Genomic DNA, 20,267 nt, shown 5'->3' with positions numbered 1-20,267 from the left:
CGGCAGGCGTTGTGTCGCCGGCGGAGCGGGCCATCATTCTAACGTGGTTTATCAATAATCAGAACTGCCAGCGGCTGCCCAGCACGATGGTGCGGCCGGCACCTTCGGTGTAATAGCTGGCATTGGTGGTCAGGGTTTGTGACGCCACCGGGAAATAATCTTCGTTGAGCAGATTTTCGATACCGCTGTACACCTGCCAGTCGCTGGCCTGATAAGTGATGCGTGCATTGACCAGCTGATAGCCTTTAATCGGACCTTCGTAGTTTGCGTATTTACCCTGATCGTTAGGGTCGAATTCGTTGCGCTCACCGATGTGTGTCATGTCGGCATTAACAGTAATTGCGTGGTTAACCGGCCAGTCGACAAACGCCGTCATTTTATCCGGGCTGATAAAACGGTTGCTCAGCGGATCGTTGGTGTCGGGGTTTTCGCCGCGGATATGGCTGTAGGTCATGCCCACCACGGTACCAGAACTGAAGCGGTAATCGGCCAGCATTTCGGCGCCGATAATATCCTGTGGTTCACGCACCGGCAGATACACACCGCTGGACGGATCTTCTACCGTGGAAGTCCCCAGCGTCGAGGTACTCTGGTAAACGGCAAACTCCAGGTGCAGATTGCCGACATCACTGCTGGCACCGATTTCCAGATGCTCAACTTTTGAGGCTTCGGTTTCTACGTCTGCCAGATCGGTAACCGTAGCACTGCGTAATAATCGCCCCAGGTCGGAAATATCGTAACCTTCGGAATAATTAATAAACGGGCTGAACAGTGGGTTCGCGGTATAACGAATACCGAGGTTATAGGTGGTTAAATCGTAATCTAACTCGCCACCTTTGACCGCAAACGGCGTCGAACAGGTGCTGGCATCACGACACAGTTTTAAGGTGTTGTAATCGTCGACCTCAATATCGGTTTGCTGATAACGCACACCGGCTTTAATCATCCACTCATCGTTCCAGTTTAAATTGTTCTGCAGGTAAGCGGCGGCGTTGGTCATATCCATTTCCGGTACCCAGATACGGCCGTCGACCAGCGGCTGGGAGCTGACGTCCTGCAGATAATCGACACCGTAGGTGATGCGGTTTTCAAATTCGCCAACGCGGATCAGGGTGGATAAATCGGTTCTTAGCCCTTGTTTTTCCGACTTAATCAATGACTGGCCACCGCTGTATCCTTCGTCCGGATTGGCCAGCGCAGTACTGAAGAAAAAGATATTTTTAATCCGCTGCTGATAAGCATCCACCGACAGTGAGGTGTTGGCAAAGATTTCATCGTGGCTGTATTTCAGCATCAGGTTGTAATTGTCTTTCGGACCCTGCGGGTCACCCGGACGCGCGGTACCGGTGCTGTTATCGACGGCAATGGTTTTGCGGCCTTCGTCGTAACTGCCGGTCTGGTCGATCAGGTTGGTGTCTTGCTGGGAATCAAAATAGTTGTAGCTCAGCTGAATGCGTTGTTGCTCATCAAAGGCCCAGCCCAGCTTGGTTAACAGATTCTGGGTATCAAGGTCGGATAAACCGTATACCAGACCCAGAGTATCGCCGTCGGCGTCTTTTTGTTCGCCGTAACTGTCGTAGGCGCCGCTGACCAGATAGGAAAACTGCCCGACAGTACCACTGACTGTGGAGTCGATGCGTTTACTCAGGCTGTCTTCAAACTCCACCGCAGAAAAGCGCGTGCTCAGGCCAATATCGCCAGAGAAAGCCGCATCCGGGGCCGGTTGTTTGGTGATGTAATTAACCAGGCCGCCGGAGGCGCCGTGGCCGTATAACGATGACGAACCCTTAACCACTTCAATCCGTTGCAGGGCAGCAGCATCGATGGTGCGCACACCCAGCGCGCCGTTACGCAGCGGTGTTGATTGGGGTACGCCGTCGATCAGAATCAGGGCGTTACGGCCACGCAGTTTCAGCCCGGAATTACTGGTGCTGGCTTTGGCCGGGGAAAAGCCCGGCACTTTAATCGATAACAGCTGCTGGATTTCCGGCGATACCTTCAGGCTTTCTTCGATGGTTTGCTGATCCAGCACATCAATGGAGGCCGGGATGGTGGCAACCCGCTCGCTGGAACGGCTGCCGGAGACAATCACATTGTCGAGATCGACGAGGTCTGTGGCGGTATTGTTGGCGTCGCTGACGGCGGTGGCCATGGTCAGCAGGGCAACGGAGAGACTCATATCCTGATCCTTAAAAACTTAGCGCTTATGAGAAGGATTCGCATTATGTATTAAAGGGAGGGGAAATGTAAGGTTTTGGTATGAGACGGGGCAGCGGGGATTCAGGTGTTTGTGCAGGGATATTTTCAGAAACGACACTCCAGCGCTTGGTCTCTGTTTACCATCACCTCCTGAAGTCGGCGTTGTATGAGCAGGCCGGGAGTAAGCTGATTGAATACTGGCAGAAAGCTGTAGGTGTAGTGGTTTGATGGCCATTTGGCGTCTAATGCCATTTCATTGATATAAATATTTGGTAATATCGGGATCAATATAAATGAGTCTGCCAGGGTTGTACTGCTCTTGAGGGTAAGAGGGTAGGGGTAGACAGGGAATAACAAGGATCTCGTGTGATGGTCACACTACTTACCTCGATTAAGCGGGGTACTACTGCCATGACTATGGCGTTGTGTCTGGTGTTCACCAGCTTACCGGCAAAAGCACTGCAACAAGCACAGTTTGAACATGTGTTATCACAGTTGCAGAGCGAGCAATTTGAACCGGTCGCCGTGTTTCTGAAAGAACATTCTGAACTTGCCAAAACCGACCCGGATTATACGGTTCTGATGTTGAATCATGCTTTTCTGGCGAATCAAAAAAGCCAACTGGTCGTTGATAAAGCGGCCGTCATTGATGTGATCCGTCAGGCACAGGGAAATCTTCAGTCGTTTCCCGAATACCTCGATATTCAGCTGGGCATTGCCGCCGTAGCTTCCCGTATGGGCGAATGGCACATCGCTACCGAGCAGCTTATTAATCTGCTGAAAGTATCGCGTGAAATCGACAATAACTGGCGGTGGGGGAAAGTCGGTGGCATGGCGGATGATACGCCGGAGGAATTTATGATTCAGAGTGTGCTGCCATACAGCAGTAAGTTGTTTCGGCTTGAAACTCCCGAGACCGATCAGATGTTGGTCAGGCTTTCTGAAGCTTTGATTCAGTATTACCCGAGGAAGGTATATGGCTATGCCAATTTGGGTTCTTTTTATGCGGTGACGGGTAAGAAAGATAAGGCGCGTGAGTATTATGAGAAAGCGCTGGAGATTAATCCGAATGATGAAGTTGTTCGGGCAAATTTGAAGAGGTTGGGTGAAGGTTATTAGTCTCTTGGGAGGAATGTTTTTTTGACTCTTCCAGGCGTGTTATTCGATTTGGTTGGCCTTGGTGTTTTTAAGGATGTACTCCATAGAGTTTATTTGTAGTGGGTACCGATTTATTGAACCCCTGTTAATAGGGGCTTGTTTGAAGGATTTAAAATGTCATTAGTAATAGTTCATTTGAGTGATATTCACATTGAAGATGAGAGAGACTTTATACTAAGTCGAAGTGAAAAAATATCACGTGCAATCTTTAAACATGCTCAAGATGGTGGGCATGTAGTTCTTATGATATCTGGAGACGTAGCGAATAAAGGAACACGAGAACAATATGAATTGGCAGAAAAATTTCTCTTTAGTATTAAAGGTAATTTAGAAAAAGAGAGGGACGTTAATATAGATTTTGTTATATGTCCAGGGAATCATGATTGTGAATTTAAGTCGGATCCTACTCGAAGCTTTATGATAGATAAAATAATAGAAGATAATGTAGAGGAGGTGGATGAGGAGGTGATTCTAAGTTGTTTGAATCACCAGGAATCATATTTCGAATTTGAAAACAAGATTTCCCCTGAGAGTAAGGGAGATAAGTTATGGAGACAAAAAGAAATAACATATGGCGGGAAAGTTATTGCATTTGAAAGTGTCAACCTATCATGGTGCTCTAAATTAAGAGAATGTCAGGGTGAGCTGGTTTATCCCTTTGAATCGTACTCTAAGAAAATGATTAATGAGGGGTGTGATTACCGGATCTTGCTAATGCACCACCCATTGAATTGGCTTCTCCATTCATCTGGTCGATCTTTCAGGAATAGCGTGCGACCGATGTGTAATATGGTATTTACAGGTCATGAGCACGTTCCAAATGCAGTTGATTACTCAGATATAGAATCAGGAGAAACTTCGAATTTTGAAGCTTCCGTTCTTCAGGACCGAAGTACTCATGAGTCCGGCTTTTCTGTGATCGACTTTGATGTTACAACTGGAGGGCAAGAATACAGTATTTATGCATATGATCTCGATAGCGATATGTATATTGCTTCTCAGGTTAGAGTCATGACTGGGAATGAGGGGTTTGATAATTCCTTATCTTTCAGTGAGGAATTTTTTGACAAAGTCGAGGATCCAGGTGCTTGTTTCAAGAATAGCAACGCTTCTAATCTCCGGTTGTCTGATATTTTTGTTTATCAGGAACTAAAACAAAAAGGAAAAGAAGATGGAGGAGGTAAGAGTACCTTCCAATCATCGTGCTTTATGATAAAACCTGGTGAGTTGTCTAAAGGGACGATATTAAGTGGAGAAGATAACTGTGGTTCCTCTAGTCTCCTCTATTCATTGATGCTGAAGTATTTGAACCAAGGGTATATGCCCGTATTCATTAAGGGGAGTAACTTTAAAAAGTCGACACTTGATAATGTTAATCATCAAATTAAGAAGGCAGTAGACTATCAATATGGAAAGGATGGTTCCTATGAGGTCTTTCTTCAAAAAGAAAGAGATAAAAAGATTTTGTTGATAGATGACTTTAATGAAACTAAGGTTAAGTCATATAAGGGGCGAGAGTCAATTTTTAATCATCTATATTCCTCTTTTGATAAAGTCATAGTGACAGTTGATAAATTCTTTGAGGTCGGAGAGTTGATGTCGGATCAGAGGAGGTCTGTATTCTCTGACTTTGATCATTATGAAATTGAACAGTTTGGTTACAGGAAGAGAACTGAACTTATAAATAAATGGTATACCTTAGGGCAATTGGATTCGGAGTCGGAGGGTGATGTCGTAGCAAAATGCACGACAGCTGAAAGGCTTATGGATATAGTAATGGATAGGAGTATTGTTTCCCCTCATCCTATATTTATTCTGACTTTCTTGCAAAGCATTGAGGCCGGTCAAGCATCAAAGCTTCTGGATAGTGCGCTAGGAGACTATTATAACTTTTTATTAAGTCAAAGTTATTTGGACGCTGGCGTAGGAAAAGATCTAATTGGTCAGGAGTTTGACTATGCGATGCATTTGGCTAGATTTTTCAATGTAAGGGATACTACTTCTATTTCGAAATCAGAATTCTTAGAATTTAATGATGAATTTTCAAAAACTTGGCAGGAGGTAGATTTTTCTAAGAAAGAGAGGCTTCTTTTGAGGGCTAAGGTCTTGGTGAGAAATGGAGATTACTACGAGTTTAGATACTCCTACAATTATTACTTTCTTATTGGTCGATTTATGGCTAAGTACATACTGGCTGAAGATGTTCAGCGAGATGTTGAGAATTATGTAAAGCATTTGTATGTGAAAAAGTATGCGAATACAATCCTGTTTCTAGCACATCATGCCAGTTCTGATAATATACTAGTGCTACTGAAGAATGCTGCTGACAATATATTTAATGATCATGAAATTGCTAATTTCAATGACGAAAATAGTATTATATGTGAGCTTATTAGACACGCCCCTCATCTCGAATACTCGAAGAAAGATCCTGTTGAATCTAGAATGAGGTTGAGTGAGCACCGTGACTCAGCTATAGATCAATCAGAATTTGAAAGAACAGAAAAGTTTGATGATGTTGCAAATATAGATGGGATGTCTAAGCTGACGATGCTTTTTAAGACAATTGAAATTTTAGGTGAGGTTTTAAAGGCTAATCCAACAAGTTTCGAGAGATTTAAAAAAGTTGAAGTGTTGAAAAGTATGTTTAATGCTCCATTGCGCGCTTTGCAGGATTTTTACGGTTTTCTAGAGGCGCATCCAAATGCTCTTGTCGAAGCTATAGAGAATAATATTTCAAATAAGTCAGGGGATATAAGTGAGGGTGATAGAGAGGTTTTTGCTAGATTGGTTGTTTCTCAGATAATACAGGCTGTGTCTGCTTCTTTTATCTTAAGAACTGCTCAAGTCGCAAATTCGGATGCTCTGAGTGCTGATATACCTGGTGCAATTTCTACAAGTAATGCATTGTCAATGGAGTTGATGGGGATTGCGATATCTTTGGATAATTACAAATCAATTGATCGAAATAAGATTGGAAAATTCTACCGAAAAAACAAAGATAATATGCTTGTTTCAAAGATATTAAATCTCTTGATTATAAATAGGTTGCATTTATATAAAACTTCTGAACAAGATATGCAATGGTTACAATCTGAATTAGGGTACAAGTTAGATATGCAGCACAAGATTGGATATCAAAAAAGGAGTAAAAAGACCAAGCTTGTGAGCTAAGGATAAGTTATATGCTACGGCTTGTTTGAACCGTTTATCCCCCCTACAATGTCGCTCGTTTTTACCCTTTATCAACCCCCAGGTAGTAACAATGAGCGACAAGCCAACCCTGCCAGACCACCTGTCTGTTAACCCAAAAAGCAAGTTCTACGCAGAAGAATACTTCGAACACGAAGTGGGCATCCGCCTGAACGGCAAAGAGCGCACCAACGTTGAGGAATACTGCATCAGCGAAGGCTGGATCAAAGTATCCTCACCAACCGCCAAAGACCGTTTTGGCCGGCCAATGCTGATGACCCTGAAAGGCGAAGTCGAAGCGTTCTATAAGTAAGCCGCACAGCTTTTCTCAGCCTGCTATTTCGTTGAATGGCAGGCAAATACAAACCCTGCATGGAAGGCAGATTTGCATGAGTGTAGCGAGCCCGAAGGGTAGACTGCATGGATGCAGGATATAAAAAACCGCCCAACCTTTCGCAAGGTGGGCGGTTTTTTATGGCTGCAAGGTCAGGCCAGAATCTACAGCCGGAACTTCAGCATCAGATCGGTGACGTTCTTAAACAGCGAGCCATACGGCGGTGCCAGCATCAGGATGATCTTGGAGGTCATGCTCGATTGCTTAAACACCGGGCGCAGCTTAGAAAACTCTTTAAAGCCTTCAATGCCGTGGTAGTGGCCCATGCCACTGTTACCAATACCGCCAAACGGCATATCGTGCTGCGCCACATGGAACATGCTGTCGTTAATGCACACACCACCGGAGAGGGTGCGGAACAGCAGGTCGTTTTGCGTCGCTTTGTTATTGGTAAACATATACAGCGCCAGCGGACGCTCACGCTCGTTAACGTAGTTCACCACTTCATCCAGCGATTTATAGGTTTTGATTGGCAGCAGCGGGCCGAAGATTTCGTCCTGCATTACAATCATATCGTCGCTTGGGTTAACGATGACGTGTGGCGCAATCTTTTGCGCTTTACTGTTGCGGTCGTCACCGTTAAGCAGGTTGATCACCTCGGCGCCTTTGGCTTTGGCATCATCCAGCGTGGTGGTTAAACGATTAAACGCCGCTTCATCAATGATGGCGGTTAAGTCGTTGTTGTTAACGCTGTCGTAACGGCTGCCAACAATCGCTTTGGCGTGTTTAACGAACTCTTCAACTTTGCCTTCCGGTACAAACAGGTAGTCCGGTGCCACGCAGGTCTGGCCGGCATTCAGGAACTTGGTGAAGGTCATACGTTCGGCGGCGGTGGCGATATCAAAATCGGGCGCAATAATCGTCGGCGATTTGCCACCCAGCTCCAGCGTGACGGGCGTGAGGTTCTTCGACGCCGCTTCCATCACCACTTTGCCGGTGGCAGCAGAACCGGTGAACACCATGTGATCCCACGGCATGGAAGAGAATTCCCGCGCTGAGGTGCCCGGAATCACCGCCAAGGTGGTGTCGTCAAATACCGCCGATACCAGTTCGTCGATCAGGCGACACAGGTTTTGCGAGTTGGCGGCCATTTTCACAATACAGCGGTTACCGGCGGCCAGTGCGCTGACACACGGGCTTAACGCCAGAAACAGCGGGTAGTTCCACGGCGTTACCACACCCACCACACCTTTCGGTTGTGGAATCAGCTGGTTACTGGCGCCTTTAAACGCCAGACCAACGTGGCGGCGCTGGGGTTTGGCCCACTTTTTCAGACGTTTTTTGGCATAGGTTACCGAACCCAGCAGCGGCGTCAGTTCCAGCAGTTTGGTTTCGTTGGCGGAACGGCCACCAAAATCCTGATTAATCGCATCGCAAATGCGCTGCTGGTTGTTTTCCAGCAGTTGCGCCAGCTTTTCCAGATTGTCTTTGCGTTCCTGAATGGTCGGGTAGGCGTGTTGGCGGGAAGCGTCATATTGCTTCTTGTAGGTTGCCTGAAGTCGTTCAGAGGGAGTCATAGGTAATTGGTTTTGTTGATTATTAGAGTATTTACTCAGGTGAGTTTACCCATGTTTGCTGCGTAAATCGACAGCCAGATACGGTCAATTCTGGTCGGGCGGTGAGGGTATACAAACTGGCTGGAAATGCCGGTTTGGAGGGAGCGAGGAGGGAGTGAGAGAAGAGAGGGTGGCGCAGGCAAATAAAAACCGCCCGACTCGAAGAGTGGGGCGGTTTTGCTTTTTAATATCAGAATCTATTCCTGCATAATTTCGATGGCTCTGGGATCAAGGCATGAGCGCATAAAGGCATTCATAGGTCCTTGTTCATTCGATTCATAAAAATCCAGCATCAGCTGATTGAACTCCAATTGTCGTGAGGCGGGCAGGTTAATCGCCGGGTAGCCTGCTTGCAGCAGCACTCCATTCATCATAAAGCGGCCCATGCGTTTATTAACGTCCCAGAAGAACTGATTGCGCGCCATGGTCAGAAACACATGAATTGCCTGATCGTAAATATCATCCAGCTGATTCATATCGTCGACCATTTTTTCAAATGCAGCTGGCAATAAGTCGGCTTTGGGTGGAGTGTAGCTGGTACCTGCAATCAGAACGCCACCCGTTCTGAAGTGGCCCCATTCCAATGCTTCTTCCAGTCCGGCAATACCATGCAGTTTACAAGCGATGTCTGCGGTTACTTCAAACTCATCATTTTTGATCATGGCAAATAAAGCATTCCAGGCTTTGCCCTGGTTTGCGGTAATCACCTGGTCGGTTAATTTGCTGCCGCCAATGGTGATGCCATCGAGAATGGTCTGAACTTCAGGCAGGGTGAAGTTAATATTTTCCAGCTGAATGGCGTTATGAACCAACGAAGACAGGTCATGCTTAGCCAGCATCAGGGCTTTGGCCTGATTGGGTTTGATCTGAACGAAAGCTTGTTGGTTCATAGAGTGAGGCTCAGAAGGAGATTGGTTTCTCGCTATTTTAGCGGAAGCGGATAATAAAATCCCTCTGAGCTAAAACGTCAGCGGGATTTTATTCTGGCTACCACGCAGAGCGTGGGAGCTAGACCGCCAGGCCTTCATCTTCTGATTTTCTCAATTAAGACACGGCTACCACGCAGAGCGTGGGAGCCAGACCAAGCTCAGGCGCGTCTACCCTAGCTCCCACGCTCTGCGTGGGAGTTAGACCGCCAGGCCTTAATCTTCTGATTTTCTCAATTCAGACATGACTACCACGCAGAGCGTGGGAGCCAGACTCTTGGGCGGCTTTATTTAGAGATGTTACCCTAGCTCCCACGCTTAGCGTGGGAGCCAGACCATGTTGAGGGAATCAGGCGCGTCTTACAGCGCCTGGATTTTCTCGATTTGCTCTTTCAGCTTGGCGATATCACGCTCGAAGCCTGCGGCTTTTTCTTTCTCTTTTTCGATCACCGCCGCCGGTGCTTTGTCGGTAAAGCCCGGGTTGCCCAGCTTGTTGGTGACGCGTTCCAGATCTTTGCCGAGTTTCTCAATCGATTTATTCAGACGCGCGACTTCGGCGTCTTTATCGATAAAGCCAGCCATCGGAATCAGAATTTCCATATCGCCAACCAGTTGGGTGACCGACATCGGTTCTTCATCACCGTCGTTGAGCCAGGTCAGCTTCTCCAGCTTGGCCAGTTTCATCAGGAAGGCCTGGTTTTCTTCGGCACGACGGAAGTCATCGTCGTCGCCGTTTTTGAATAATAATTCCAGCGCTTTGCTTGGTGGAATATTCTTCTCACCACGTACGTTACGGACCGCGGTGATCACATCCTGCAGCCATTTGACGTCGGCTTCGGCGTCGGCGTCGATTAAGCTTTCCTGAGCCTGCGGGAATTCCGCCAGCATAATGCTATCGCCGGATTTACCGGCCAGCTCTTTAACCTGCTGCCAGATTTCTTCGGTGATAAACGGCATGATGGGGTGAGCCAGTCGTAATACTGCTTCCAGTACCCGAACCAGAGTGCCCAGGGTGCCGCGTTTCATTTTTGCAGCATTTTCGGCCGCTTCCGACATCCTGTCTCCCGCGGCATTCGCGCTGTCCTGCGCATCATCCATCCACAGAATTGGCTTAGACAGTTCCAGGTACCAATCGCAGTATTCGTTCCAGATAAATTCGTACAGCGCGTGAGCGGCCATATCGAAACGGTACTGGTCGAAGTGACGACGCACTTCCTGCTCGGCAAATTGCAGGCGGGAAATAATCCAGCGATCCGCCAGCGACAGCACGGCGTCTTCACCGTTGGCGCCGCACTTGGCTTTCATTTCATCGGTAATAGCAATCGTAGTACCGTCAGCTGCGGCTTTATCAACCGCTTCTTCGCCGGCAACCGATAACATCACATAACGCGAGGCGTTCCATAACTTGTTACAGAAGTTCCGGTAACCTTCCAGACGTTTCATATCCCAGTTGATATCACGACCGGTGGACGCCATCGCCGCCAGGGTGAAACGCAGGGCGTCGGTGCCGTGTGGGGCAATGCCTTCCGGGAATTCTTTTTTCGTGCGTTTGCCAATTTTCTCAGCCAGCTGTGGCTGCATCATATTGCCGGTGCGCTTGTGCATCAGATCGTCGAGGGAAATACCGTCGATCATATCCAGCGGGTCGAGTACGTTACCCTTGGATTTCGACATTTTCTGACCGACTTCGTCACGGATCAGACCGGTGACGTACACGGTTTTAAACGGTACCTGAGCTTTGCCGTCTTCATCTTTGCAGAAGTGCATGGTCATCATGATCATGCGCGCTACCCAGAAGAAGATAATGTCGAAACCGGTAACCAGTACGTCGGTCGGGTGGAAGTCGGCCATGCGTTTGGCAACTTCCGGATCGTCCAGGTTTGGCCAGCCTAAGGTGCCGAAGGTCCACAGGGCAGAGGAGAACCAGGTATCCAGAACGTCGTTGTCCTGAACCAGTTCAACGTCGGCCGCCAGATTGTTTTGTGCGCGAACTTCGTCTTCGCTGCGGGCAACGTAGACGTTACCTTCTTCGTCGTACCAGGCCGGGATACGGTGACCCCACCACAGCTGACGGGAGATACACCAGTCCTGGATATCACGCATCCAGGAGAAGTACATGTTTTCGTAGTTCTTCGGCACAAATTCGATATCGCCGTTTTCAACCGCTTCAATCGCAGGCTTAGCCAGGGTTTTGGCGTCTACGTACCATTGGTCGGTCAGCATTGGCTCAATCACCACGCCGCCACGGTCGCCGTATGGAATCACCATGTCGTTTTCAACGATATCAACTAGCAGGCCGGCTTCTTCGAAATCGGCCACGATGGCTTTGCGCGCGGCAAAGCGCTCCAAGCCACGGTACTTCTCAGGAATAAAACCCGACAGTTCGTTATTGACGCTGCCGTCGGTGTTAAAGGTCTGCGCTTCGTCGCGGATATCGGCGTTGAAGGTCAGCACGTTGATCATTGGCAGCTGGCAGCGTTTGCCCACTTCGTAGTCATTGAAGTCGTGGGCCGGGGTGATTTTCACACAGCCGGTGCCTTTTTCCATATCGGCGTGTTCGTCGCCAACGATTGGAATACGGCGCTCAACAAATGGCAGGATCACGTCTTTGCCAATTAAGTGCTGGTAGCGCGGGTCTTCCAGGTTAACTGCCACGCCGGTATCACCCAGCATGGTTTCCGGACGTGTTGTGGCAACCACGATATGAGCGTGTTCGTTGCCGTCTTCGTCTGTGTAGGTTAAGCCGTCGGCCAGTGGGTATTTCAGGTGCCACATCTTGCCTTTCACGTCTTTGTTTTCGACTTCCAGGTCAGAGATGGCGGTGTGTAATTTCGGGTCCCAGTTAACCAGGCGCTTACCACGGTAGATCAGACCGTCTTGGTACAAGCGAACGAAAACTTCCTGAACCGCTTTGTAGAAACCGTCGTCCATGGTGAAACGTTCGGTTTCCCAGTCTACCGAGTTGCCTAAACGACGCATCTGGCTGGTGATGGTGCCGCCGGAGTGTTCTTTCCACTCCCAGATTTTTTTGGTGAATTCTTCCCGGCCTAACGCATGACGATCCGGCTGGCCTTCGGCCGCCAGTTTACGTTCAACCACCATCTGGGTGGCGATACCGGCGTGGTCGGTGCCGACCTGCCATAAGGTTTTATGGCCATTCATACGCTTGTAGCGCGTCAGGGCATCCTGAATGGTGTGCTGGAACGCATGACCCATGTGCAGCGAGCCGGTGACGTTCGGCGGCGGGATCATGATGGAATATCCTTCGCCGGTCAGCTGGTCTTGATAAGGTTTGAAGTAACCTTCTTCTTCCCATTGCTGATACCAGTTTTGCTCCAGGCGGCTGGGTTGATACGTCTTATCCATAGGGCTTGTTGCTACTCATTCAAACGGATGTGAAAAATGGGCCGCATTATAACGGAATTGCAGCGCCGGAAACAGGGGAGGCCGGGCGATTCAGAACCTCGCCCGGAGAGTGGAAATCAGAGTTTGTCGGCCAGAAGTTGACGCAACCGGGCTTCGATTTGCGGCAGCATTTCTTCTACCAGTTCGTTGATGATGGCGGCTTTATGGCGATCGCTGATGGCCTGGCTGGCCAGCGGTGCCGGCTCTGCCAGTGGCGCATCGGCGCTGATTTCTGGCTCGTCGTCGCTCAGGTCGTCGAAGGTAAAGGGGTCGTCGACCGCGCTGCCCATGATTTTGGCCATGGTGGCCTGGGCCTGTTCGGCACTGTATTGCGCTGCTTCGCGCTCGTGGGCCAGTTTATCGAGAATCGCCTGGGGTAAAAACGGATTGCCGGAGACCCGTGCCACCGACGGCGTGCTGGCTGCGGTTAAACCGGCCAGCGGGTGTTGTTCGCCGGGCGCCGGGTTATCGTCGCTCGGGGCCGGAGCGTCCGGCACGGCACGCAGACCAGGGCGTTGTTGTTTGTCGCTGGCGGCCGGTTTATCCGGTTCGCCAAACAGTTCATCCAGCACCGGAATATTTTCCAGTGAACCCAGCTCCAGGGGATCCAGGCTGGGCGCGCTCTGGTCGCGGTCGACCTGATCGGATGCAGCATCGTCCAGAACCCGTTGCAGGGTTTCGAGTTCGTCCAACAAATCGCGTGGATCGTCAGGGTTGCTCATTAACGCAGTCTCATATCGGTATGGGTGACCGGATAACCCCGGTCTTTTAAAAATTTATAATGGTTGCGAGTGTAGTCAAGCACGCGATCGTGTTGAACCACCACTTCCACCAGCCGGTGAAAACGGCTGAAAAAGTCAGGTAGTTTGCTGCTGAGGTTAATCAATACGTCATGCTGATGGCCCGGATCTGTGCTCCAGCCAATGCTGATGTCGACGTCGGCCGGTGCCTGATTATCGTTACTCAGTGCGTGTGGTACAAAAGCGCCCTCGCGATGGCACCATAATAACTCGCTCAGCTGCTGCGCCTGTTGCGCGTCGTCAACCTGCAGCAGAATCTGCTTGCCCTGGCGGGCGGCTTTTTCGCTCAGCCGGCAGGCAAATAACCACTGATCGTTAATCTGCTGGCCGCCTAATACATAAAAATCCACCTGGGTCATGACGGCTCCTGACTGCCGGGCGGCAGCTGTTCGCTTAAACCGCTGATCAGCCACTGAATGTGCTGGCGGAAGATCTGACGGAATTCCACCTTAAGCAGGGTGAAAGGGGGCTGGCTCATCACTTCCAGTGTGGTGTCGCCCGGGTGGGCGATGTGCCAGCAGCCGATCATGCTGGCCTGAATGTGGTGCAGCAAGCCAATCGCCTGGTCGTTAGTCAGTGGCAGCCAGCGGCTGATCTGGGAAGCAAAGCGGGCCATCAGGGGTAATAATTCGGTTTTAAACGCCCGTGCTTCGTCAACCGTCAGGTTTTGTTCCAGTACGGTATGAATAATGGCGTTGAGGCCACAAAACAGCGGGTGTTGTTCGATCACCTGCAGGCAGGCGTCGGCGACACCCAGCTGTTCACCCGGTGCCGACAGTTGTTCGGCCGATTGCACCAGCGCTTCCATCTGCTGCAGGTACAGCGCCAGAAATAAGGTTTCTTTGGAGCGGAAATAGCGGTACAGCGCCGCTTTGGTGATGCCGGCGTCGGCGGCAATGTCCACCAGGTTGACCTTGTCGAAGGCGGCGCTGGTGAAGCGCTGAGCGGCGGCGTCGAGTATCTGCTGGCGGCGCAGCGCTTTTTGTTGCGGGCTTTTGGCGCGCTGGCGGATGGCGCAGCCACTGTGGGATTGTGGCGTGTCGCTCATAATCCGTCCTCCGGCGGCTGGCGGACAAACTGATGTAATACCACATCAATGCTGACGCTCATCTGCTGTTGGGCGATCAGACGCTGGCGCGCTTCGCTGGTGGCTTTCCAGACGTGTGGCGTCATCATCAGTAAGTCGCTGATCTGCTGGCTGGATGTCAGCTCAACCGTATAGCGCAGCGGCTGCTCCGCGACACAAATAAAGCCGTGTTGTTCCATGACCCGGATCGGGTTAAAGCAGCTGTCTTTGACTTGTGAATAGAGAATCTCGCGCATTTCGCGCAGATGGCCAAGGCCGGTGTTGATGGTGATCACCTGGCCGTCCTGTTTCAGCGCCCGGGCAAAGCCTTCCGGCATTAAGCGGGTAAACAGGCAGCTGATGCGGTCGAGTGAATGGCCTTTAAACGGCAGCTCGGCACCGGAGGCAACGATCCAGTCGCAATGTGGTGATAACGAGTCGGGGGTCCGTGCCCGGCGGGCGGCGGCCCGTACCGCGTCTTTGGATATATCGACGCCATAAATACGATGGCGGGTGTGTTGCTGCAGCAGCGCATCGGCCAGTGCCTGGGTGTAATACCCTTCGCCACAGCCGACGTCACACAGCTGCAGTGACTGGCCAGCGGCCAGGCTGTGGCTGACGGCCTGATTCAATAACTCAGAAATGGGCTGATATACGCCGGAATCGAGCAGCCGCTGGCGTGCCGCCACCATCTCCGCGTCATCCCCCGGAGCGCGGGAGCGTTTTTTATGCGCCAGCAGCAGGTTCAGATAACCCTGGCGGGCGCGGTCGAAGCTGTGCTGGTTGCCGCATTGCCAGTGCTGGTTGTCATCACTGGTCAGCGCTTCAGCACACACCGGGCAGGCCAGCTGCGAAGCCAGTGGCGCACAGCCGTTGTCAGTGGAACTCAGTTCAGTCATTGGCCAGCAGCTGTTCCAGCATACGTTCGTAAATGGTGGTTAAGGTGTTGAGGTCGTCGGCGGACACGTGTTCGTTGACCTGGTGGATGGTGGCGTTACAGGGGCCCAGTTCCAGCACCTGAGCGCCGGTCGGGGCAATAAAACGACCATCCGAGGTACCGCCGGCGGTCGACAGTTCAGTGTCGCGGCCGGTGACGGCTTTAATCGCGTCAACCGCGGCTTCCACCAGCGGGCCGCGGTCGGTCAGGAATGGCTGACCGCTGAGGTTCCATTCGATGTCGTAGTCGAAGCCGTGTTTATCAAGAATGGCTTCGCTGCGCTGTTGCAGGATGTCCGCCGTGACCTCGGTGGAGAAACGAAAGTTAAATACCACCTCACAGTCACCCGGAATCACATTGGTGGCACCGGTGCCGGCGTTGATATTGGAAATCTGAAAGCTGGTGGCCGGGAAAAAGTCGTTGCCCTGATCCCATTGTTCAGCGGCCAGCTCGGCCAGTGCCGGAGCAGCCAGGTGCACCGGGTTTTTCGCCAGGTGTGGGTAAGCCACGTGACCCTGCTTGCCTTTGACGGTTAATACACAGCCCAGTGAACCACGGCGGCCGTTTTTTACCGTGTCGCCCACCAGACTGGTGGAGGAGGGTTCACCGACGATGCACATATCGATTTTTTCGTTACGCGCCTGCAGGGTTTCCACCACTTTGACGGTGCCGTTTTTGGCCGGACCTTCTTCATCGCTGGTAATCAGGTAGGCGATGGAGCCTTTGTGGTCAGGGTGTTTTTTAACAAAGTTTTCGGTCGCCACCAGAAACGCTGCCAGTGAACCTTTCATATCGGCGGCGCCGCGCCCGTGTAACATGCCATCGATAATGGCGGGCTCAAACGGCGGGTTGTGCCAGTTTTTTTCCGGGCCGGTGGGAACAACATCGGTATGGCCGGCAAAACACACCAGCGGACCTTCGCTGCCGCGCCGTGACCAGAAGTTATCAACTTCGCCGAATCGCAGTGCTTCGTTACTGAAGCCGGCGGCCGCCAGCCGTTCCATCATCAGTGCCTGACAGCCTTCGTCGTCGGGCGTCACGGAAGGGCGGCGGATCAGCTCAAATGCCAGTTCCAGTGTGGGTGTCATGGCGGCGGTTGATGTCATGGACTTAGCCTTACTGCAGAAGTTGAGTTTACAAAACGCGGCATAATATCACAGCGGCGGGGAATGTCCCCAACCGCCAGCGTGCCGCAGTGGCTTTTGCCGACCCGGTCACGGCGGGTGAAATAATTGCGCCACGCCACGGCGGTGGTAACATACGCGGTTTTTCTCTCCGACATTAACCAACAGGTAGTAACACGATGAGCCAGCCGCTGACTCTGGAAGAATTAAACAAGGTTATGGAAGACGCTGATCTGCTGAAATCCGAACAGCAAGTGGAAGACGCGCTGAATTCCATGGCGGTGGCCATCTCAGAGCGCCTGAAAGACGCCATGCCGGTGGTGTACGGCATCATGAACGGCGGCCTGGTGACTGCCGGCCGGCTGCTGCCCAAACTGAACTTTCCGCTGGAGCAGGGCTATATGCACGCCACCCGTTATCGCGGTGAGACCAGCGGTTCCACCGATCTGCAATGGCAGGCGCCGCCGTCAATCGATATGACCGACCGTACGGTTCTGATCGTTGATGATATCTTCGACGAAGGCAACACCTTGTGCGAAGTGGTGCGTCAGTGTAAGCAGCAGGGCGCCAAAGAAGTGATCACTGCGGTATTGGTTAATAAGGTGCATGATCGTAAAAACACCGATCTGTGTATCGATTTTATCGGCATGGACGTCGAAGACCGCTACGTGTTTGGCTGTGGTATGGATTATCGCGGTTTCTGGCGGAATGCGCCGGGCATCTATGCAGTGAAAGGCCTGTAATGATCAGGGTTTCTGTAATCGTCTGAACGGCTACAGAAAAGTCACAAAAAAGCGTCGCTCAGCGGCGCTTTTTTGTGTCAGTTTGGCTACGCTTGCTGGTGGAGGTGGCCATGAACGTAGATTTTATCAACCCGTTTGTTGCGAGTATCGCTGAGATTCTTAATACGATGGCCAGTATGACGGTGGAGCACCAGAAGCCGTTTCTGAAACACGGCGAACAGCCACTGGGGCCGGTGTCGGCCATGATTCCGATGCGCGGGGATACCGTGCATGGGTCGCTGGCGATCAGCTTCAGCGATACCGCCATTCTTAAAATCGCCAGTAATATGCTCGGTGAAGAGATCCGTGAACTGGACGATACCTGTCACAACCTCACCGGTGAAATCACCAATATGTTATCCGGTGGCGCGCGTAAACGTTTGTGGGAAAAGGGGTATAACTTTGATATGGCCCAGCCCGATTTGCTCGACGCCAGTCAGCCACTGGTGCATCACGCCAAAAGCCCGGTGGTGGTGATTCCGTTCACCACCTGTGCCGGTGATTTTTATATCGAAGTCGCGCTGGCGGAAAACTTTTCCCGCGCCGAATTGTCCTTGTCCTGATCCTCGTTCTGAACGGCCGCTCGCCGGCGGTGTGGTTGTGGCAGGCGCCAGGCAAAATAACCACACACCAGCGCCAGTGCGATCATCGCGCTGTGTACTCCCAGTACAATATCGTTGCCCATCAGCAGATGACGGCCACTGACCAGCGCATCAGATATCACGACCAGCAGCAGCGCAACCGCCGTGGTTGCCAGATAACCACGGCTGCGGGCGTGCAGATCATGGCCGAACAGCGCCGGCCAGATCGCGATAAACCAGCTGCTCCAGAAGATACCTTCTTCGATGTGGTGCTGTTGCTCTGCCAGCTGAAGCGGGATTAACCATTGGCTGGCACCGAGCGTTATTGCACAGCTGATCACCAGTGCGCCACAAATTCCCAGGGTCAGACGTGCCAGCAGCTGGGGGCGATCGGTTGTATCGTCGTTATGGCGGGCCTGGCGCTGTTGTTTTTTGGCCAGCCAGATCATATTGCCGCTGATAATCAGGGCGCATAACGCCAGCGTTGCCAGGGCATAAAAAACTTTCAGCGCGATGTCGCCAAACTGCACATAGTGTAATGGCACCACGGCGGAAAAAATCCGCTGAAAGGGACCTTGTGCTGCGCCATTCAGTTCGTGCAGCAGCGAGCCATCGCTGAGGCGGAAAGTCACACTTTGTAAGCTGCTGAGGGCGTGCTGATGATTGCCGGAAAACTTCACCGTGCCACCCTGATCGCCGTAACCCTCAATTTCGATAAAGCTGAGGTCCAGCTCCGGTTGCTGTTCCAGTGTCTGGCGGTAGAGCTGATTGAGGTTGTGTGCTGCACCGGCCTGCTGCGTTAGTTGTGCCTGTGGCCCCAGTACGGCTGCGGTGGCCGCCGGCACATCACCGTCGAATTTTGCCACCGCCAGAATGGGAGAAATCAGCCCCAGCAGACCCAGAATAGTGCCGGTAAATGCCAGGATAAACGAGAAGGGCAGGGTCCATAATCCCAGCAGTTTATGCTGATCGGTGAGCAACAAACGCCAGCTGCGTTTGGGTCGTAACATAACAAACTGTTGGCGCCATTTGGTGTGAATGACGATGCCGGCAATGATGGATAACAACATCACCATGCCCGCCAGGCCGACCAGATAACGGCCGAACGGCTTGGGCAGATGAAGATCGGTGTGCAGATGCTCAAAAATATGGGCCACTTGTGAACCGCCAATATCGATTGGCTGGTAGTGCTCCAGCTCGACGTAACGTATGACCGAATCGTCACCGTCAAAACGCGCCACCATGGCGTAGCCGTGGTCGGTTTCCGGCACCAGGAAAAAACGTTGCTGGCCGAAGTCACTGGCCTGGCCTGCGCTCAGCAGGCGCTCAAAATCAACCTGTTGCGCCGCCGGCAGGGCATTCAGTGCCGGCGATTGCCAGTTCTCCAGCTGGTGGGCAAACATTGCCGGGAAGCCGGAAAAGGCCACCACAAACAGCAGCAGACCGGCGATGACTCCGAGCCAGGTGTGAGCCGCGTAAAACACCTTATGAGTACGTTGCTTCATGGTTGAGCTCCTAAGCGAATACGGTCAGAGACAGGGCATCGTAGATGCCAAATACCAGTAACAGTGAGCCCACCCTGGCCCAGGCTTTTAATCCTCCGTCTGCCAGCAGTGCCCAATAAAACAGCGCCGCCCAGAACACGAAGAAAAAGACGCCGCCGGCAAAAATTTGCTCCACTGCGTCACCAAAGGGCCACGACAGGGTGATGGCAATGGTCAGTGAAATGGTGGTCAGAAAGGCACCCAGAATCGCCGCGCTGATACGGCTGGCGCTGGAGTTCAGTGCCCGGAACAATGCCTTCATAGCAGCTCCTCCAGCACAACAGCAGCGCCGCTGATCAGCCAGATCAGCGTCACTGGTGTGACCCACTGAGGACGCCAGATACGCAGCTGAACAAACACCAGAGCGCAGCCCAGCAGGCTGAACAACAGATAAAACAGGCCTTTTTCCCAGCCGTAAGGCTGAGACGCCAGCAACAAGGCCAGCAGCAGTAGCAGTCGTCCGGCATAACGCCGGCGATGATCAATTTTGTCGCTGCGATGCTGGCTGACGCCATACATCAGCTGCAGGGCTGGCCAGAGTAAAAAAACGGCAGGGGGCATAATCCGGTCCCGGTTTCTGATTGAGAGTGCGAATAGTAATGA

General features: G+C 51.5%; 17 protein-coding genes. 5 read left to right on the top strand and 12 right to left on the bottom strand.

The window, feature by feature from the left end:
- Nucleotides 1–58 precede the first annotated feature (58 nt).
- Nucleotides 59–2,179: a TonB-dependent receptor gene (locus tag ACFOMG_RS08870; protein WP_376866089.1), complete on the bottom strand. Its 2,121-nt coding sequence runs from the start codon at nt 2,177–2,179 to the stop codon at nt 59–61.
- 389 nt (nt 2,180–2,568) lie between these two features.
- Here ACFOMG_RS08870 and ACFOMG_RS08865 point away from each other — a divergent pair, with 389 nt between their 5' ends.
- The 3 genes from ACFOMG_RS08865 (at nt 2,569) to ACFOMG_RS08855 (ending at nt 6,862) form a co-directional block, all read left to right on the top strand.
- On the top strand, nt 2,569–3,318 hold the full coding sequence (locus ACFOMG_RS08865) for a tetratricopeptide repeat protein (RefSeq protein ID WP_376866215.1): 750 nt from the start codon (nt 2,569–2,571) through the stop codon (nt 3,316–3,318).
- 153 nt (nt 3,319–3,471) lie between these two features.
- Nucleotides 3,472–6,531, top strand: coding sequence for a metallophosphoesterase (locus ACFOMG_RS08860; RefSeq protein ID WP_376866088.1), 3,060 nt, complete (start codon nt 3,472–3,474; stop codon nt 6,529–6,531).
- Between the two features lie 91 nt (nt 6,532–6,622).
- Complete coding sequence (locus tag ACFOMG_RS08855) at nt 6,623–6,862, top strand: DUF3297 family protein (RefSeq protein ID WP_376866087.1); 240 nt, start codon at nt 6,623–6,625, stop codon at nt 6,860–6,862.
- A gap of 185 nt (nt 6,863–7,047) precedes the next feature.
- Here the strand turns inward: ACFOMG_RS08855 and ACFOMG_RS08850 are convergent, their stop codons facing one another.
- The 8 genes from ACFOMG_RS08850 to dapE form a co-directional block, all read right to left on the bottom strand.
- Nucleotides 7,048–8,499: a coniferyl aldehyde dehydrogenase gene (locus ACFOMG_RS08850; RefSeq protein WP_376866214.1), complete on the bottom strand. Its 1,452-nt coding sequence runs from the start codon at nt 8,497–8,499 to the stop codon at nt 7,048–7,050.
- Between the two features lie 197 nt (nt 8,500–8,696).
- The gene (locus ACFOMG_RS08845; protein WP_376866085.1) at nt 8,697–9,389 is read right to left on the bottom strand and encodes a Fic family protein; all 693 of its coding nucleotides are present in this window, start codon (nt 9,387–9,389) and stop codon (nt 8,697–8,699) included.
- A 396-nt stretch (nt 9,390–9,785) separates the two neighbouring features.
- Complete coding sequence (locus tag ACFOMG_RS08840; protein WP_376866083.1) at nt 9,786–12,791, bottom strand: valine--tRNA ligase; 3,006 nt, start codon at nt 12,789–12,791, stop codon at nt 9,786–9,788.
- A 116-nt stretch (nt 12,792–12,907) separates the two neighbouring features.
- Nucleotides 12,908–13,552: a hypothetical protein gene (locus ACFOMG_RS08835; RefSeq protein WP_376866081.1), complete on the bottom strand. Its 645-nt coding sequence runs from the start codon at nt 13,550–13,552 to the stop codon at nt 12,908–12,910.
- Complete coding sequence (locus tag ACFOMG_RS08830) at nt 13,552–13,989, bottom strand: DNA polymerase III subunit chi (protein ID WP_376866079.1); 438 nt, start codon at nt 13,987–13,989, stop codon at nt 13,552–13,554. The genes ACFOMG_RS08835 and ACFOMG_RS08830 overlap by 1 nt, the downstream gene beginning before the upstream one ends.
- A complete protein-coding gene (locus tag ACFOMG_RS08825; RefSeq protein ID WP_376866077.1) occupies nt 13,986–14,678 on the bottom strand; it encodes a TetR/AcrR family transcriptional regulator in 693 nt (230 codons plus the stop codon). The genes ACFOMG_RS08830 and ACFOMG_RS08825 overlap by 4 nt, the downstream gene beginning before the upstream one ends.
- A complete protein-coding gene (locus ACFOMG_RS08820; protein WP_376866075.1) occupies nt 14,675–15,595 on the bottom strand; it encodes a putative RNA methyltransferase in 921 nt (306 codons plus the stop codon). Before ACFOMG_RS08820 ends, ACFOMG_RS08825 begins: the two co-directional genes overlap by 4 nt.
- Entirely contained in the window at nt 15,588–16,721 is a 1,134-nt protein-coding gene (gene dapE / locus ACFOMG_RS08815) for a succinyl-diaminopimelate desuccinylase (RefSeq protein WP_376866213.1), read from the bottom strand. The genes ACFOMG_RS08820 and dapE overlap by 8 nt, the downstream gene beginning before the upstream one ends.
- A gap of 215 nt (nt 16,722–16,936) precedes the next feature.
- Between dapE and ACFOMG_RS08810 the strand changes: the two genes are divergently transcribed.
- Together ACFOMG_RS08810 and ACFOMG_RS08805 are read left to right on the top strand one after the other, a co-directional pair.
- Nucleotides 16,937–17,500, top strand: coding sequence for a hypoxanthine-guanine phosphoribosyltransferase (locus ACFOMG_RS08810; RefSeq protein ID WP_376866073.1), 564 nt, complete (start codon nt 16,937–16,939; stop codon nt 17,498–17,500).
- Between the two features lie 110 nt (nt 17,501–17,610).
- Nucleotides 17,611–18,102, top strand: a complete 492-nt coding sequence (locus ACFOMG_RS08805; RefSeq protein WP_376866072.1) for a chemotaxis protein CheX — start codon at nt 17,611–17,613, stop codon at nt 18,100–18,102.
- Here the strand turns inward: ACFOMG_RS08805 and ACFOMG_RS08800 are convergent.
- From ACFOMG_RS08800 to ACFOMG_RS08790, 3 genes are read right to left on the bottom strand one after another with little or no spacing between them, the layout of a single operon-like run.
- A complete protein-coding gene (locus tag ACFOMG_RS08800) occupies nt 18,045–19,625 on the bottom strand; it encodes a PepSY-associated TM helix domain-containing protein (RefSeq protein WP_376866070.1) in 1,581 nt (526 codons plus the stop codon). The two genes, ACFOMG_RS08805 and ACFOMG_RS08800, sit on opposite strands and share 58 nt — an antisense overlap.
- 10 nt (nt 19,626–19,635) lie before the next feature.
- Entirely contained in the window at nt 19,636–19,926 is a 291-nt protein-coding gene (locus tag ACFOMG_RS08795; protein ID WP_376866069.1) for a hypothetical protein, read from the bottom strand.
- Complete coding sequence (locus ACFOMG_RS08790) at nt 19,923–20,225, bottom strand: hypothetical protein (RefSeq protein ID WP_376866068.1); 303 nt, start codon at nt 20,223–20,225, stop codon at nt 19,923–19,925. The genes ACFOMG_RS08795 and ACFOMG_RS08790 overlap by 4 nt, the downstream gene beginning before the upstream one ends.
- Between the last annotated feature and the right edge of the window lie 42 nt (nt 20,226–20,267).

It is taken from the genome of Bacterioplanoides pacificum (assembly GCF_042648445.1).
In the GTDB taxonomy this organism is placed as follows: Bacteria; Pseudomonadota; Gammaproteobacteria; order Pseudomonadales; family Oceanobacteraceae; genus Bacterioplanoides; species Bacterioplanoides pacificum.
Note: the sequence above shows the minus strand (reverse complement) of the source record. Positions and strands in the feature narration are given on the sequence as shown.

Coding starts and splice junctions, on each gene's coding strand:
- ACFOMG_RS08870 (WP_376866089.1), bottom strand. CDS start 2,179: ATGAGTCTCTCCGTTGCCCTGCTGACCATGGCCACCGCCGTCAGCGAC.
- ACFOMG_RS08865 (WP_376866215.1), top strand. CDS start 2,569: ATGGTCACACTACTTACCTCGATTAAGCGGGGTACTACTGCCATGACT.
- ACFOMG_RS08860 (WP_376866088.1), top strand. CDS start 3,472: ATGTCATTAGTAATAGTTCATTTGAGTGATATTCACATTGAAGATGAG.
- ACFOMG_RS08855 (WP_376866087.1), top strand. CDS start 6,623: ATGAGCGACAAGCCAACCCTGCCAGACCACCTGTCTGTTAACCCAAAA.
- ACFOMG_RS08845 (WP_376866085.1), bottom strand. CDS start 9,389: ATGAACCAACAAGCTTTCGTTCAGATCAAACCCAATCAGGCCAAAGCC.
- ACFOMG_RS08840 (WP_376866083.1), bottom strand. CDS start 12,791: ATGGATAAGACGTATCAACCCAGCCGCCTGGAGCAAAACTGGTATCAG.
- ACFOMG_RS08835 (WP_376866081.1), bottom strand. CDS start 13,552: ATGAGCAACCCTGACGATCCACGCGATTTGTTGGACGAACTCGAAACC.
- ACFOMG_RS08830 (WP_376866079.1), bottom strand. CDS start 13,989: ATGACCCAGGTGGATTTTTATGTATTAGGCGGCCAGCAGATTAACGAT.
- ACFOMG_RS08825 (WP_376866077.1), bottom strand. CDS start 14,678: ATGAGCGACACGCCACAATCCCACAGTGGCTGCGCCATCCGCCAGCGC.
- ACFOMG_RS08820 (WP_376866075.1), bottom strand. CDS start 15,595: ATGACTGAACTGAGTTCCACTGACAACGGCTGTGCGCCACTGGCTTCG.
- dapE (WP_376866213.1), bottom strand. CDS start 16,721: ATGACACCCACACTGGAACTGGCATTTGAGCTGATCCGCCGCCCTTCC.
- ACFOMG_RS08810 (WP_376866073.1), top strand. CDS start 16,937: ATGAGCCAGCCGCTGACTCTGGAAGAATTAAACAAGGTTATGGAAGAC.
- ACFOMG_RS08805 (WP_376866072.1), top strand. CDS start 17,611: ATGAACGTAGATTTTATCAACCCGTTTGTTGCGAGTATCGCTGAGATT.
- ACFOMG_RS08800 (WP_376866070.1), bottom strand. CDS start 19,625: ATGAAGCAACGTACTCATAAGGTGTTTTACGCGGCTCACACCTGGCTC.
- ACFOMG_RS08795 (WP_376866069.1), bottom strand. CDS start 19,926: ATGAAGGCATTGTTCCGGGCACTGAACTCCAGCGCCAGCCGTATCAGC.
- ACFOMG_RS08790 (WP_376866068.1), bottom strand. CDS start 20,225: ATGCCCCCTGCCGTTTTTTTACTCTGGCCAGCCCTGCAGCTGATGTAT.